The sequence below is a fragment of the Clavibacter sp. genome (assembly GCF_014802555.1).
Taxonomy (GTDB): domain Bacteria; phylum Actinomycetota; class Actinomycetes; order Actinomycetales; family Microbacteriaceae; genus Clavibacter; species Clavibacter sepedonicus.
Window position 1 is genome coordinate 1 of sequence record NZ_JAAVCB010000042.1, and the last position, 14,537, is coordinate 14,537.

Annotated in this window: 12 protein-coding genes and 2 pseudogenes; 7 read left to right on the plus strand and 7 right to left on the minus strand. The window is 71.4% G+C overall.

The genetic code is table 11. The annotated features are described in order from the left end of the window. The 3 genes and pseudogenes from sufC to HDR73_RS05080 all read left to right on the plus strand — a co-directional run. Nucleotides 1-205 (plus strand): annotated as a pseudogene (sufC, locus tag HDR73_RS05070) (Fe-S cluster assembly ATPase SufC); the annotation flags it as partial. Between the two features lie 3 nt (nt 206-208). Then, nucleotides 209-1,576, plus strand: a complete 1,368-nt coding sequence (gene sufD, locus HDR73_RS05075) for a Fe-S cluster assembly protein SufD (RefSeq protein ID WP_287136280.1) — start codon at nt 209-211, stop codon at nt 1,574-1,576. A 46-nt stretch (nt 1,577-1,622) separates the two neighbouring features. Further along, the gene (locus tag HDR73_RS05080) at nt 1,623-2,702 is read left to right on the plus strand and encodes an aminotransferase class V-fold PLP-dependent enzyme (protein ID WP_287136281.1); all 1,080 of its coding nucleotides are present in this window, start codon (nt 1,623-1,625) and stop codon (nt 2,700-2,702) included. 12 nt (nt 2,703-2,714) lie between these two features. Here the strand turns inward: HDR73_RS05080 and HDR73_RS05085 are convergent, their stop codons facing one another. Next, nucleotides 2,715-3,977, minus strand: a complete 1,263-nt coding sequence (locus HDR73_RS05085) for a glycosyltransferase (protein WP_012300298.1) — start codon at nt 3,975-3,977, stop codon at nt 2,715-2,717. A 182-nt stretch (nt 3,978-4,159) separates the two neighbouring features. On the opposite strand from HDR73_RS05085, the gene HDR73_RS05090 reads away from it, so the two are divergent. The 3 genes from HDR73_RS05090 to HDR73_RS05100 all read left to right on the plus strand — a co-directional run bounded on the left by HDR73_RS05090 (nt 4,160) and on the right by HDR73_RS05100 (nt 6,819). After that, nucleotides 4,160-4,549 (plus strand): MerR family transcriptional regulator, encoded by a 390-nt coding sequence (locus tag HDR73_RS05090; protein WP_012300299.1) that lies wholly within the window; start codon nt 4,160-4,162, stop codon nt 4,547-4,549. Between the two features lie 98 nt (nt 4,550-4,647). After that, nucleotides 4,648-6,273, plus strand: a complete 1,626-nt coding sequence (locus HDR73_RS05095; protein ID WP_012300300.1) for a peptide chain release factor 3 — start codon at nt 4,648-4,650, stop codon at nt 6,271-6,273. Between the two features lie 123 nt (nt 6,274-6,396). Continuing rightward, the gene (locus HDR73_RS05100; protein ID WP_012300301.1) at nt 6,397-6,819 is read left to right on the plus strand and encodes a CHY zinc finger protein; all 423 of its coding nucleotides are present in this window, start codon (nt 6,397-6,399) and stop codon (nt 6,817-6,819) included. 116 nt (nt 6,820-6,935) lie between these two features. Here the strand turns inward: HDR73_RS05100 and dnaB are convergent, their stop codons facing one another. From dnaB to HDR73_RS05130, 6 genes and pseudogenes are all read right to left on the minus strand, one after another. Continuing rightward, nucleotides 6,936-8,315: a replicative DNA helicase gene (dnaB, locus tag HDR73_RS05105; protein ID WP_012039646.1), complete on the minus strand. Its 1,380-nt coding sequence runs from the start codon at nt 8,313-8,315 to the stop codon at nt 6,936-6,938. A 456-nt stretch (nt 8,316-8,771) separates the two neighbouring features. Continuing rightward, on the minus strand, nt 8,772-9,224 hold the full coding sequence (rplI, locus tag HDR73_RS05110; RefSeq protein ID WP_012300302.1) for a 50S ribosomal protein L9: 453 nt from the start codon (nt 9,222-9,224) through the stop codon (nt 8,772-8,774). 11 nt (nt 9,225-9,235) lie between these two features. Continuing rightward, a complete protein-coding gene (rpsR, locus tag HDR73_RS05115) occupies nt 9,236-9,499 on the minus strand; it encodes a 30S ribosomal protein S18 (RefSeq protein WP_012300303.1) in 264 nt (87 codons plus the stop codon). Nucleotides 9,500-9,535: 36 nt separating this feature from the next. Beyond that, nucleotides 9,536-10,090, minus strand: a complete 555-nt coding sequence (locus tag HDR73_RS05120; protein WP_012300304.1) for a single-stranded DNA-binding protein — start codon at nt 10,088-10,090, stop codon at nt 9,536-9,538. Between the two features lie 102 nt (nt 10,091-10,192). Then, nucleotides 10,193-10,537: pseudogene (rpsF, locus tag HDR73_RS05125) on the minus strand (30S ribosomal protein S6); the annotation flags it as partial. Between the two features lie 184 nt (nt 10,538-10,721). Further along, a complete protein-coding gene (locus tag HDR73_RS05130) occupies nt 10,722-12,152 on the minus strand; it encodes a CCA tRNA nucleotidyltransferase (RefSeq protein ID WP_041464780.1) in 1,431 nt (476 codons plus the stop codon). Nucleotides 12,153-12,244: 92 nt separating this feature from the next. On the opposite strand from HDR73_RS05130, the gene HDR73_RS05135 reads away from it, so the two are divergent. Then, nucleotides 12,245-14,530 carry a DUF6049 family protein gene (locus tag HDR73_RS05135; protein WP_012300306.1) on the plus strand — a complete coding sequence of 762 codons (2,286 nt, stop codon included), beginning with the start codon at nt 12,245-12,247 and terminating at the stop codon, nt 14,528-14,530. Nucleotides 14,531-14,537 lie beyond the last annotated feature (7 nt).

Sequence of the window (14,537 nt, forward strand, 5' to 3'; positions counted from 1 at the left end):
CGGCGTCAACAAACTCAAGACCGAGAAGAACGCCACCATCGTCATCACCCACTATCAGCGACTGCTCGACTACATCAAGCCTGATTTCGTCCACATCCTCTACAAGGGTCGCATCGTGCGCACCGGTGGCCCCGAGCTCGCCCTCGAGCTCGAAGAGAAGGGCTACGACTGGATTAAGGCCGAAAACCGCGGAGAGGAGGAGTGAGCCATGGCCGAAACTAAGACTCCCTCCGAGGCCGCCGCGCAATACGTAGGTCTCTACAACGACAACCGCGCCCTGATTGAGAGCGCGTGTGCGGCGCCTGCGCTCAATGCCGCCCGCCCCGCCGCGCTGGCCACCCTGATGACCACCCCGCTGCCGCGCCTCGGCGACGAGGGCTATGAGAAGACCTCTGTCGAAAAGATTTTCGCCCCCGACTTCGGTGTCAACGTGGCCCGCAAGAACATACCCGTCGACGTGGCGCGCTCGTTCAAGTGCGACGTGCCCAACATGTCGACGCTCTCGGCCTTCGTGGTCAACGACACGTTCGTGCCCACGGCCTCGCTCGCCGACCGTCTGCCAGACGGCGTGACATTCATGAGCCTCGCCGAAGCCGCGCGCCGCTATCCCGGCATCGTCGCGTCGCACTACGGCCGCCTCGCTCCCGCCGACTCCGCCGCCGCTGCGCTCAACACCCTCCTCGTGCAGGACGGCGTTTTCATCCACGTCAAGGCTGGCGTGCGGGTTGAGAAACCTCTTCAGCTCGTCAACATCTTTTCGGCTCCCGTGCCCCTCGCCGCATTCCGCCGCATGCTCGTGGTGATTGAAGAGGGCGCCGAGCTGCGTCTGCTCGTGTGCGACCACACGCAGGACTCCGAACGCGCCTACGCCGCCTCGCAGGTGGCCGAGATTTTCGTCGGCGCGCGTGCCCGCTTCGAAATGTGCGCCATCGAGGAGTCGTCGCTGCTCACCTCGCGCATGGCGCAGACCTACGTCGCGCAGCAGGAAGGGTCGACGACAGCCATCAACACCACGGCGCTCACCTGCGGCGTGTCGCGCAACGAATGGCGCGTGCGTCTCGACGGCGAGCATGCCGAAAGCCTCCTCTCGGGCATGGCCATCGGCTCGGAGACCATGCACATCGACAACGACACCTTCGTGGGCCACTACGCCGCCCGCTGCAAGAGCGACCAGAAGTTTAAATACGTGCTCGACGGCAGTTCGCGCGGCGCTTTCGAGGGACGCATCCTCGTGCCCCCCTCGGCGCCCTTCACCGAAGCCTACCAGAGCACGCGCAACATCCTCGCGTCGGGCTCGGCGCGTATGCACTGCAAGCCTCAGCTCGAAATCTACAACGACGAGGTGAAGTGCAGCCACGGCGCCACCACAGGTCAGCTCGACGCCGAACAGATTTTCTACATGCGTCAGCGCGGCATCCCCGAGGCCGAGGCGCGCACCATGCTCATGCAGGCGTTTATGATTGACATCGTCGACACCGTTGGCATCCCCGGCGTGGCCGACCGTCTGCGCCATCTCGTGGAGCGCCGTTTCGACGGCTCGCTCGGCGCCTGCGCCTCCTGCCACAACAATTGCTGACCCCACCCCTCACACTCTCACCGACTCTCTCTCCCTCTACGCTACGATGACTCTCGACGTTGAAAAAATCCGCGAGGAGTTTCCGATTCTCGCGCGCTCCATCTACAACCGCCCGCTGGTCTACCTCGACAACACCGCCACCTCGCAAACCCCGCGCGAAGTGGTCGACGCGATTGTCGACGGCTACACCCGCACCAAGGCCAACGTCCATCGCGGCGTCCACACCCTCTCGCAGGAGGCTACCGAGCGCAAGGAGCAGTCGCGCCGCCGCGTGGCCGCCTACATCAACGCCGCCTCCGAGCGCGAGGTGATTTTCACGCGCGGCACCACCGAGGCGCTCAACCTCGTGGCCGCCTCGTTCGGCCCCATGGTGCTTCGCCCAGGCTCCGAACTGATTCTCACCGTCATGGAGCACCACGCCAACATCGTGCCCTGGCAGTTGCTGCAACGTCGCATCCCCTTCGAAATCAAGGTCGTGCCTATCCGTGAGGACGGCTCTCTCGACCTTGACGTCTACCGCTCGCTCTTCAGCGAGCACACCGCCCTCGTGTCGGTGTGTCACGCCTCGAATGTGCTCGGCACGGTCAACCCCGTGGCCGAGATGATAGCCGAGGCCCACGCCCGGGGCGTGCCCGTCGTGATTGACGGAGCGCAGTCCGTGCCCCACATGGCTGTCGACGTCCGCGCGCTCGACGCCGGACTCGCGCACCTCGCCGCGCTCCTCGGCGTGGATCCGGCCACCCCGGGCACGGGCGCGGCGGGCGGCACCGCGGCGGGCCTCGTCGCGTGGGGCGCGGTCGTGGGATCCGGATCCGCGGGCGTGGCCGACGCGATCGGCCTGGCCGGTCTCCTCGCGGACGCCGACGTCGTGATCACCGGCGAGGGCCGCTTCGACGCGCAGTCGCGGACGGGCAAGGTCGCCTCCCACGTGCTCGACGTCGCCCGGGCGCACGGCACCGCGGCGATCCTCGTGGCCGGCTCCGTCGCCGCTCCCACGGTCGGGTTCGCGGCCGCGGTCTCCCTCACCGACCTCGCCGGATCCGCGGACTCCGCGCGCGCGGACGCCGTGACCTGGCTCGAGCACGCCGCCGAGGACGTGGCGCGCGGACGGGCGTGGCGCGGCTGACGCCCGAAGGTCTCAGTCCCGGGCGACGGCCGCCGGGTCCGCGCGCCCCGCGGCACCCGCAGCGCCCCGCCCCCGCGACCGCTCGCGGGAGGGCTCCTGAAGCCGCTCCCGCAGCGCGCGGTACTCCTCCGCCACGTCCGCCGCCGCGACGTCCCACGTGCGCCGGGCCGCGTGCGCCCGCGCTGAGGCCGAGAGCCGCGCGAGGGCGGGACGGTCGGCGAGCAGGTCGCGGATCGCGCGGGCCCAGTCGGCGGGATCCCGCGTCGGCACGAACACGCCGCTCACGCCGTCCCGTACCGAGTCGACGAGCCCCTCCGTCCGCGACGCGACGACGGGCGTGCCGCACGCCGCGGCCTCGAGCGCCACGAGCCCGTAGGTCTCCGCCGCCGACGGCATGAGCGCGAGGTGCGCGCCGGCGAGGACGCGGGCGGTCGCCTCCCGATCGAGCGCACCCACGAAGACGACGTCGTCCTCGAGGCCGAGCGAGCGCACGAGCGCGTGCAGGCTCGCCGCGTACGCGTCCCGGCCGGGCGAGATGCCGCCGGCGATCACGAGCAGGGGCCGGGTCGCCGGATCCAGCAGGGCCATGGCCCGCAGCGCGACGTCCTGCCCCTTCAGCGGCTGGATCCGCCCGAGCAGCACGATCCGCACCCGCCCGCCGCCGTCGCGGCCCGACGGCTCCCGCAGGAACGCCTCCTCCACGCCCGGCGCCACGACGTGCACGGCGGCGGGATCCGCGTCGTACGCCTCCACGAGCAGCCGCTTCTCCGACGCCGCGGACGCGACCACGAGGTCGGACGCGCGCACGAGCCGCCCCTCGTCCGCGAGCCGGGACGCGGGCTCCGGGGTGTCCCCCGCCACGAGCCGGCGGTTCTTGCCCGCGGACACCGAGTGGAGGGTCAGCACGTGCGGCACGCCCCACGCGCGCGCGACCGGCAGGGCCGCCACGGCCGACAGCCAGTAGTGCGCGTGCACGACGTCGGCCGGCGGCAGCGCGGCGAGGGCGTCGGCGAACGCGTCCGTGATCCCGGGCAGCTCCTCCTTCGCAAGCGGCCCGACCGGCCCCGCCCGCAGCGACAGCAGCTCGACGCCCGGCGCGACGGGCAGCACCGCCGGATCGGCCGGATCCGTGGCGCGCGTGATCAGCCGCACCTCGTGCCCCTGCCGTCCGAGGCTCCGCGCGAGCTCCAGCAGGTAGACGTTCAGCCCGCCTGCGTCGCCGGTGCTCGGGGTCTGGATCGGCGACGTGTGCAGCGAGACGAACGCGATCCTCATGGGCCCGATCCTACGAGCGCGCCCGCGCCCCCTCCCGAGCCCGACGTCCGCCGCGACCGCGCACCGCCCGGACGGGGGCAGGAGATCCGCGCCCCCGATCCGGGAGAATGGGCGGATGCGGTCGCCCGGCCGCGTCCCGCCCACTCCTCTCCTGCCCCGGGAGAGCCCGTCTGGAGGCCCGCATGACGCGCCCTGCCGGCACCGCGACCATGCAGATCGGCGAGCTCGCCGAGCGCACCGGCCTGTCGCACCGCACGCTCCGCCACTACGACGAGACCGGCCTCCTGCGCCCGTCCGGCCGCTCCGAGGGCGGCTTCCGCCTCTACACCGACGACGACCTGGAGCGCCTCCTCCTCATCCGCCGGATGAAGCCGCTCGGCTTCTCGCTCGAGGAGATGATGCGCCTGCTCGAGGTCTCGGACGCCCTCGACGCCGCCGGCCCGGACGACGACACCGCGTCCTTGCGCGCGGATCTCGCCGCCTTCGTCGCCGACGCCGAGGAGCGCCGCCGCCGCCTCGCCGAGCACCTCGCCATGGCCGACGAGTTCCTCGACCGCCTCCGAGCCCGCTGACCGGGCTCGCTCACCTGAGGCGCTGACAGCGGGCCGCGCCCACCCGCCGGCCCGACCCCGCGGATCCCCCGCCCGACACCGCCTCGTACCATGGGGAGGTGTCGACCATCACCCCTCCCCGCGCGCCCGCCTCGGCCTCCGCCTCCCCCGTGCTGCGCGAGGCGTCCCGCCGTCGCACCTTCGCCGTCATCTCCCACCCCGACGCGGGCAAGTCCACGCTCACCGAGGCGCTGCTCCTGCACGCGCACGCCATCGGATCCGCGGGCGCGGTGCACGGCAAGCAGGGCCGCAAGTCCACGGTCTCCGACTGGATGGACATGGAGAAGGAGCGCGGCATCTCGGTGAGCTCCGCCGCGATCCAGTTCACCCACCGCGACACCGTCATGAACGTCGTCGACACCCCCGGTCACGCCGACTTCTCCGAGGACACCTACCGCGTGCTCTCCGCGGTGGACGCCGCGATCATGCTCGTCGACGCCTCCCGCGGCCTCGAGACCCAGACCATGAAGCTCTTCGAGGTGTGCCGCCAGCGCCGCATCCCGATCATCACGGTCATCAACAAGTGGGACCGACCGGGTCGCGAGCCGCTCGACCTCATGGACGAGATCAAGGAGCGCACGGGCCTCCTCCCCACGCCGCTCACCTGGCCCGTCGGCGAGTCCGGCGCGTTCTTCGGCGTGGTCGACCGCTCCACCGGCGAGTGCGTGCACTTCACCCGCACGGCCGGCGGCGCGAGCATCGCCCCCGAGACCCGCATGTCGCCCGATGAGGCCCTCGCCGAGGCCGGATCCGCGTGGACCAACGCCGTCGAGGAGAGCGAGCTCCTGCACGAGGAGGGCCAGGACCACGACGAGGAGTCGTTCCTCGCCCGCCGCACCACGCCGGTGCTCTTCGCGGCCGCCGTCCTCAACTTCGGCGTGACCCACATCCTCGACGCGCTCGACGCCATCGCCCCGGCGGCGCAGCCGCGGCCCGACGAGCAGGACCGCACGCGTCCCGTCGAGGAGGACTTCTCCGGCTTCGTCTTCAAGGTCCAGTCGGGCATGAACACCGCGCACCGCGACCGCCTCGCCTTCATGCGGATCTGCTCGGGCGTCTTCCACCGCGGCATGACGGTCACGCACGCCCAGACCGGCCGCCCCTTCGTCACGAAGTACGCGCAGCAGCTGTTCGGCCGCGAGCGCTCCACCGTCGACGACGCGTACCCCGGTGACGTCGTCGGCCTCGTCAACGCGTCCAACATCCGCGTGGGCGACACGCTCTTCGACGGCGCGCCCGTCACCTTCCCGCGCCTGCCGCAGTTCGCGCCCGAGCTCTTCCGCGTGGTCCGGTCCAAGGACACGAGCACGCACAAGCAGTTCCGCAAGGGCATCGAGCAGCTGGACCACGAGGGCGTCATCCAGGTGATGCGCTCCGACCTCCGCGGCGACCAGGCGCCCGTCCTCGGCGCCGTCGGCCCCATGCAGTTCGAGGTCGTCGTGGAGCGCATGACGAACGAGTTCCGCGCGCCGCTGCGCATGGAGCCGCTCGAGTACCAGGTCGCCCGCATCACCGACGCCGCCTCCGCGCCGGCCCTCGCGAAGACCATCGGCGTCGAGGTACTGGTCCGGTCCGACGGCACGCACATCGCCCTCATCACCACGCCGTGGCGTCTCAAGGCGATCCAGCGAGACAGCCCGGAGCTCACCCTCGTCGACGCCGCGACGGCCCTGCCGGACGCGTGATGACGGGAGCGGGGGCGTGACCCCTCGGCCGGTCACGGCTCCGCGGCTCGTGACGCACGGGATGCGGGCGTGACCCCCTCAGCCGGTCATGACTCCACGCCCGGTGATCGGCGGGATGCGGCCGTGACCTCCCTGGCGGGTCACACCGCTGCCGCCGACACCGCTCCCGTCAGCGATCCGGCCATCGACGCAGTCCCTGCATCTGCCGCGGATGCCCCCGCGTGCGGCGAGACCATCGCCGTCCGAGGCCCGGCGATCGACGCCGAGACCCGCTGCATCCACTACGGCTCCCCGCTCGACGTGGTCGCCCTCCGCGCCCCGTGCTGCGACGCGTGGTACCCGTGCCACCTCTGCCACGCGGCCGTCGCGGATCACCCGCTCGCGGTGATCCCCCGCACCGAGCACCACCTGCCGGCCGCCCTCTGCGGCGTGTGCCGAGCCACCATGAGCGTGCCCGAGTACCTCGCGGCGGACTCCTGCCCGAACTGCGGCGCCGAATTCAACCCCGGCTGCGCGGCCCACGCCCACCTCTACTTCGCGCCCTGACGGGATCCGGCCACGGCACGCCCGCAGCCTCAACCGCGGTCTGCCGCTCACCCCGGGCCGTCGACTCCCGGTCGGGCAGCCTCGCGGCCCGCCTCACTGAAACCGCCCGAGTGCCGCTACCCGCCCGCCGGCATGTCCGCGAAGCGCGAGAAGTGCCCGTGGAACCCGACCGTGATGGTGCCCGTCGGCCCGTTGCGATGCTTGGCGACGATGAAGTCGGCCTCGCCCGCGCGCGGGTTGTCCTTCTCGTAGGCGCTCTCGCGGTGCAACAGGATGACCATGTCGGCGTCCTGCTCGAGCGACCCGGACTCGCGGAGGTCGGAGATGGCCGGCATCTTGTCGGCCCGCTGCTCGGGACCTCGGTTCAGCTGCGACAGCGCGATGACGGGAACCTGCAGCTCCTTCGCCATGAGCTTGAGCGCGCGCGAGAACTCCGAGACCTCCTGCTGCCGCGACTCGACCTTCTTGCCGCTCGTCATGAGCTGCAGGTAGTCGATGACGACGAGCTTCAGCCCGACCTTCTGCTTGAGCCGTCGGCACTTCGCCCGGATCTCGACGAGCGTCATGTTGGGGCTGTCGTCGATGTACAGCGGCGCGTCGTTGATGCGGCCGCGGGTCTGGGCGATGGTCGTCCAGTCGCGCGCGTCCACGGTGCCCTTGCGCATGCTCTGCAGCGGCACGGAGGCCTCCGCGGAGAGCAGGCGCATCGCGATCTCGCTGCGCCCCATCTCGAGGCTGAAGAAGATGGAGGGCATGTCGTACTTGATGCTCGCCGCCCGCGCGAAGTCGAGCGCGAGCGTGGACTTGCCGAGCGCGGGGCGCGCGGCGACGATGATGAGCTGGCCGGGGTGCAGGCCGTTGGTGAGCGCGTCGAGGTCGGCGAAGCCCGTCGGCACGCCCGTCATCTGGCCGTCCTTGCCCTTGGCCGCCTCGATCTCGTCGATGGCGACCGTGACCGCGTCCGTGAGCGGCACGTAGTCCTCGGCCTCCACGCCGCCCGTGACGCCGTAGATCTCGGCCTGCGCGTTGTTCACGAGGTCGACGACCTCGCCCTCGCTGGCATAGCCCATCTGCACGATGCGGGTGCCCGCCTCGACGAGGCGGCGCAGCACCGCCTTCTCGGCGACGATGGAGGCGTAGAAGCCGGCGTTGGCGGCCGTGGGCACGACGCTCGTGAGCGTGTGGAGGTAGTCGGCCCCGCCCGCCCGGCTCAGCTCGCCGAGCTTCGTGAGCTCGTCCGTGACGGCGATGACGTCCGTCGGCTCGCCGTGCGAGTACAGCGACAGGATGGCGTCGAAGATGATCTCGTGCTTGGGGATGTAGAAGTCGATCGCCCGCACCTGCTCGACCGCGTCGGCGACCGCGTCCTTGCTGAGCAGCATGCCGCCGATGGCGCTCTGCTCGGCGAGGAGGTCGTGCGGCGGCGTGCGCTCGTGACCCGCGCGCTTGTCGCGCTCGTCCCGTTCGCCGGCGAGACCCAGATGGGCGATGGACACGTGCGGCTCCCCTCGGTCGGCTGGGCGGATGCGCCCGCACGACCGTTCTAGCTCGGACCACCGACACCGCTCGGACGACGTCGGCCGGACCGCTGACGGGTCCCTCCGCGATCCGTTCGACGGGCGCTGCCCCACGATATGGATCCGGTCACGCCAGGACCAAATGCCCCTGTGGACGAGACTGTGGACAAAGTGGGCGAAACGCCGGAGATCGTGTGGACTACCTGGGGACAGACCTGTGCACTACTGACTTTTTTCTGGCCAGAATGCCCATCTGACCAGGCCCGGAGTTCTCCCCCACCGGTGTGGGAAAACTAGTCTGCACCAGGGCTTGAGAGTTCGTCTGCTAGGGGCTCGCCTGTGGATGGGGCTGGGGATCCAGGGCCCTCTGACCGGCTGGTTAACCGCCGATGGCGGCGGGCTCCAGGAGCCCACCGCCATCGATCTCGTGCTGCGTTACTTCGCGGCGACGACCTGCAGGCTGATCGTGGCGACGATGTCGTCACGGAGCCGGATCGTGGCCTCGTGGTTGCCCGTGCCCTTGATGGGGTTGGGGATCTCGATCTTGCGCTTGTCGACCTGGCCGATGCCGGACTCCTCGACCGCCTTGGCGATGTCGGACGTCTTGACGGAGCCGAAGAGGCGTCCGCCCTGGCCGGCCTTGACGGTCAGCTTGACGATCTTGGCCTCGAGGCGGCTCTTGAGGTCCTGCGCCTCCTCGATGGTCGCGTGCTCGCGAGCGGCACGCGCTGCCTTGATCTGCTCGATCTGCTTCTCGCCGCCGCGGCTCCAGATGACCGCGAAGCCCTGGGGCACGAGGTAGTTGCGGGAGAACCCGTTCTTGACCTCGACGACGTCTCCGGGGGAACCGAGGCCGGAGACCTCGGTCGTCAGGATTACTTTGGACATTCCATTACCCCTTAACGGCCGGAGCCGGCGTAGGGGAGAAGTGCCATCTCACGCGCGTTCTTGACTGCGCGCGCGATGAGGCGCTGCTCCTGCACCGAGACACCGGTGATGCGACGAGCGCGGATCTTTCCCCGCTCGGAGATGAACTTGCGGAGGGTGGCGACATCCTTGTAGTCGATGACGCCGACGCGGATGGACTTCGCCGGGGCGGCGTTCTTGCCGACCTTGGCTCCGCGGAGAAGCTTGCGGCGGTCGCCGCTGCTCTTTCCAGCCATGATTCTTCCTGTCTTTCGTACGTAGTGCGACGAGCCCTAGAAGGGCGTCTCGTCGTTGAAGTTGCCGGGGTTGGACCAGCCGCCGTCGCCGCCGCCGGAGTTGCCGCCTGAGCTCGCGGGGGTGCCCCACGGCTCCTCGGCCACCTGCTGCTGCTGGGGCTGTCCGCCGCCGAACTGGCCACGGCCACCGCCGCCGGAGTTGCCTCCGCCGCCGTTGCCGCCGCCGCCGGCCGCGCGCGTGACCTGTGCGGTCGCGTAGCGGAGCGAGGGGCCGATCTCGTCGACCTCGAGCTCGATGGAGGTGCGCTTCTCGCCCTCCTTCGTCTCGTACGACCGCTGCTTGAGGCGGCCGGTCGCGACGACACGCGACCCCTTGGTGAGCGAGGACGCCACGTGCTCGGCGAACTCGCGCCACACGCTCGCACGGAGGAAGAGGGCGTTGCCGTCCTTCCAGTCGTTGCTCGCGCGATCGAAGGACCTCGGCGTGGAGGCGATGGTGAAGTTGGCTACCGCCAGCCCGTTCTGCGTGTACCGCAGCTCCGGATCACTGGTGAGGTTGCCCACGACCGTGATGATGGTTTCGTCGGCCATCGACTACTCCCCGGTCTTCTCGCTGGAAGCGGCCTGCGCCGCCGGCTTGCCGGGCGTCGCCGGAGCGGCATCCGTGGCGGGCGCCTGCGGCGCGGCGTCTGCGGCCTTGGACGTGGCGGCTGCCTTGCGGGCGGCCTTCTCGTCGGCGAGCTTGCGAGCGGAGGCGACCATGGCCATGGCCTCCTCGGCACGCAGCACCTTGGTGCGCATGACGGCCTCGGACAGACCCAGCTGGCGGTCGAGCTCCTGCGTGGCCTCGCTCGTGGCGGTGAGCTGGACGACGGCGTAGATGCCCTCGTTCTTCTTGTTGATCTCGTACGCCAGTCGACGACGGCCCCAGACGTCGACGTTGTCGACGGTGCCACCGCTGGTGCGGATGACGTTGAGGAACTTGTCGAGACTGGGAGCGACGGTGCGCTCATCGATCTCGGGATCCAGGATCACCATGAGTTCGTACTGATGCGTCACTAACCCACCTCCTTCGGACTTGAACGGTCGCAGACGATCTGCGACAGGAGGGTATGTGCATCTGTCCGCGCGGGGCAGGGGAATCCCGTTGCCGGGCGGACAACCTCGTAAGACTACCGGATGGGGAGGAGCCGCACCAGGCCGGCGGTCGCGGCCATGCGGATCAGCCCTGCTCGGCGGCCCACCAGGCGACGAGGCGTCGCTCGGCCTCGTCCTCGGGGAGCGGGCCCTCGTCGAGCCGCAGCTCGAGCAGGAAGCGGTAGGCGCGGCCGACGACCGGCCCCGGCGGCACGTCGAGGATCCGCATGATCGCCTCGCCGTCGAGGTCCGGACGCACGGCGGCCATCTCCTCCTGCTCCGCAAGCTCGGCGATGCGGGCCTCGAGGTCGTCGTACGCGAAGCCGAGCCGGTCGGCCTTGCGGCGGTTCTGCGTGGTCACGTCGGCGCGCGTGAGCATGTGCAGGCGCTCGAGCTCGGGACCGGCGTCGCGCACGTACCGGCGGACGGCCGAGTCGGTCCACCCGCCCTCGGTGTAGCCGAAGAAGCGGAGGTGCAGCTCGATGAGGCGGGCCACCGACGCGATCGTGTCGTTGTCGAAGCGGAGGGCGCGGAGGCGGCGCTTCGCCATCTTGGATCCGACCACGTCGTGGTGGTGGAAGGTGACGACCCCGCCGGGCTCGAGGCGGCGCGTGGACGGCTTGCCGATGTCGTGCAGGAGCGCGGCGAGGCGGAGGACGAGGTCAGGCGCATCGCCCGGGTGGCGGGAGCGCTCGTGGTCGATGGCCTGGTCGAGCACCTGGAGCGAGTGCTGGTAGACGTCCTTGTGCCGGTGGTGCTCGTCGGCCTCCAGCTTCATTGCGGGGAGCTCGGGCAGCACGTGGTCGGCCAGGCCGCCCTCCACGAGGAGGTCGAGCCCGGCGCGCGGCTCGGGCGTGCGCAGCAGCTTCGAGAGCTCGTCGCTCACGCGCTCGACGGAGATGTCGAGGATCCGCGGGGCCATGTCGTGGATGGCCGCGAGCGCGGCGTCGTCGAGCCGGAAGCCGAGCTGCGAGGCGAAGCGGACGGCGCGCATCATGCGGAGCGGGTCGTCGCCGAACGAGACCTCGGGGGCCACGGGTGTGCGGAGCACCTGGGCGAGGAGATCGTCGATGCCGCCGGACGGGTCAACGAGCACCACCTGCGGCAGGCGCACGGCGAGCGCGTTGACCGTGAAGTCCCGGCGCACGAGGTCCTCCTCGAGGGAGGAGCCGAACTCGACCTCGGGCTTCCGGGAGACGCCGTCGTACTGGTCGGTGCGGTAGGTCGTGATCTCGACCTGCTCCCCCTTCACGCGCGCGCCGATCGTGCCGAACGCGCGGCCGATGTCCCAGTGGGCGTCGGCGACGGGCTTGACGATCTCGAGGATGCGGTCGGGGCGCGCATCCGTCGTGAGGTCGAGGTCGGTCGCGGCGCGGCCGAGGAACGCGTCGCGCACCGGGCCGCCGACCAGGGCGAGCTCATGGCCCGCCTCGTGGAAGGCACGAGCGAGCACGGCGACCGGGGGCGATGCGGCCAGCTCGCGGAGACGCTCGAGGGCCTGTGCGACGCTGTGCATGGTCGGACAGTCTACGGCGGGGCGGCGACGGGCATCGGCGTCCACGGCGAGCGCACACAGGCCGCGCGGGGCCAGCCATTTAGAATCGCCAGATGCACGCCGCGCCTCGACACGACGTCGGCCGCACCCGCACGGACAGGGCCCTCCGGCTGATCCGGCGATCCGCCAGGCGCACGATCTCCACCCTCGTGTGCGTCACGGTCGCCGCCGGGACGCTCGCCGCCGGGACGGTCGCGGGTCCGTCGACCCTGGCGCACGCGGCTACCGAGGGCGTGACCCTGACCGTGGCTCCCGCGGCCGAGGGGATCCTGACCCCCGGCGAGGACCTCGCCGTCACCGTCTCCGTGGTCAACGCGACGGACGCCGCCGTGCCTGCGGGGCGCATCGACCTCGACCTCAACCGCACCGTCCTCGACACCCGCGCGAAGGTCGACGGCTGGCTCGACACCGCGTCCACCGACCAGAACACGCGCACCGGCCCGCGCGTCGGCCGCACGGACACCCCGGAGGTGCCCGCGGGTGGCACGGTCGACGTGGCCATCTCGGTGCCGTCGGCAACCGTCGCGCTGCAGGGCAGCCGGGGCGGGTTCGGTCCGCGCGGGCTCACGGCGGAGCTCGAGGTCGGCGGCGCGGACGTCGCGACCGGGCGCGGAGCGGTCGTCTGGAGCCCGGGCGCGGATCCGGCGCCCACGCCCGTCGCGGCCGTCATGCCGCTCACCGTGCCGCCGAGCGCCTCGGACTTCGTCGACGCCGAGGCCCTCGCGACCTACACGGCACCGGGCGGCACGCTCACGCGCCAGCTCGACGCGGTGCACGGCCGGCCCGTCGCGGTGGGCATCGACCCGCGGATCATCGCGTCCATCCGGATCCTCGGCGCCGATGCCCCCGCATCCGCCGTCGAGTGGCTGCAGCGCCTCCGCGAGATGCCGAACGAGACCTTCGCGCTGGCCTGGGCGGACGCCGACGTCGCCGTGCAGGCGCAGGCCGGTGCCGCGACCCTGCTCGCGCCCACGGACACCACCTACGCCGTGCGCGCGAACCGGTTCGCGGCGCCCGGCTCGACCCCCACGCCGACCCCGAGCGCGGCTCCCACGGCCACGGAGTCGCCGGCTGCGAGCGGCGCGGGCGACGGACCCACCGTCGCGGGAGCGGAGACCGCCGCTCCCGCCGAGACGCCCGCCCCCTCCTCCAGCCCCGAGCCCAGCCCCACGCCCACGGCGCCGGCGCTCGCCCCCGTGCCGAGCCTCGCCGACCTGACCGCCTGGGACTACACGATCTCCGGCGTCTCGTGGCCTGCCGCGGGTACCGTCACCTCGGGCGACCTCGGGGTGCTCGCCGCCAGCGGCACCACGACCGCGATCCTCGCGAGCGGTGACGTGCAGTCCACCGGCACCGCGTCGGTCGGCGCCACCGGCGAGATCGGCGACACCACCGTGCTCGTGACGGACTCCCGCGTCTCCGCTCTCGTCGACCAGGCGCTCTCCGCGGAGACGGACGAGGCGTTCGGGATCACGCTGGCCCAGCTCTCCGCGACCCTCGCTGCCGACGCGCGCGCCGCGGACGGCCACGTCGTGGTCGCGGCCCTCGAGCGGGGCTGGGCGGCTTCCGGCGGTCGCCTGGGGCCGCTGCTCGACGCGATCCAGGGGCTCCCCTTCGCCGACGCCGCCCAGCTGGGCGCGGCGTTCGCCACCGCGCCCGTCCCCCTCCAGGTCGTCGACCACCCGGAGGATCCCACGCGCGTCCAGCGGGTCGCCGACGCGATGTCACTCGAGGCGCAGGTGGACGCGTTCGCCAAGTCGGTCGAACGGCCCGAGCTCATCACCGGCCAGCAGCGCATGCTCCTGCTCGCGACGCTCGCCAACCGCTGGCGCGATGACCCGGATGGGCTCGTGACCGTCCAGGATGGTTACACCGCCCAGGCGGACGCGCTGCTCGGCTCCGTCGCCATCACCACCCGCCAGAACACCGTCATCAGCGACACGACGAGTCTCCTCATCAACGTCAGCAACGAGCTCGACCAGCCCGTCACGGTGCGGCTGTCGATCATCGCGGGCAGCGGCCGGATCCGCGTCGACGACTCCGCGCTCGTCACCGTCCCCGCACACGGCAGCGCGTCGGCGCGCCCGCCCATCACCGCCATCTCGAACGGCGACGTCGTGGTCACCGCCCGGCTCACCACCGAGGACGGCAGCGTCCAGATCGGCGAGAGCGCGCCCGTCGAGCTCTTCATCCGCGCCGGCTTCGAGGCCGTCGTCACGACGCTGTTCGTCGCCGCCGTCGCCCTCCTGTTCGGCTTCGGCCTGTTCCGCAGCATCCGCAAGCGCCGTCGCGCCCGCGCCCGGCAGCTCGCCGGCCTGCCCGAGGAGATCGATGACTGACCCCGCG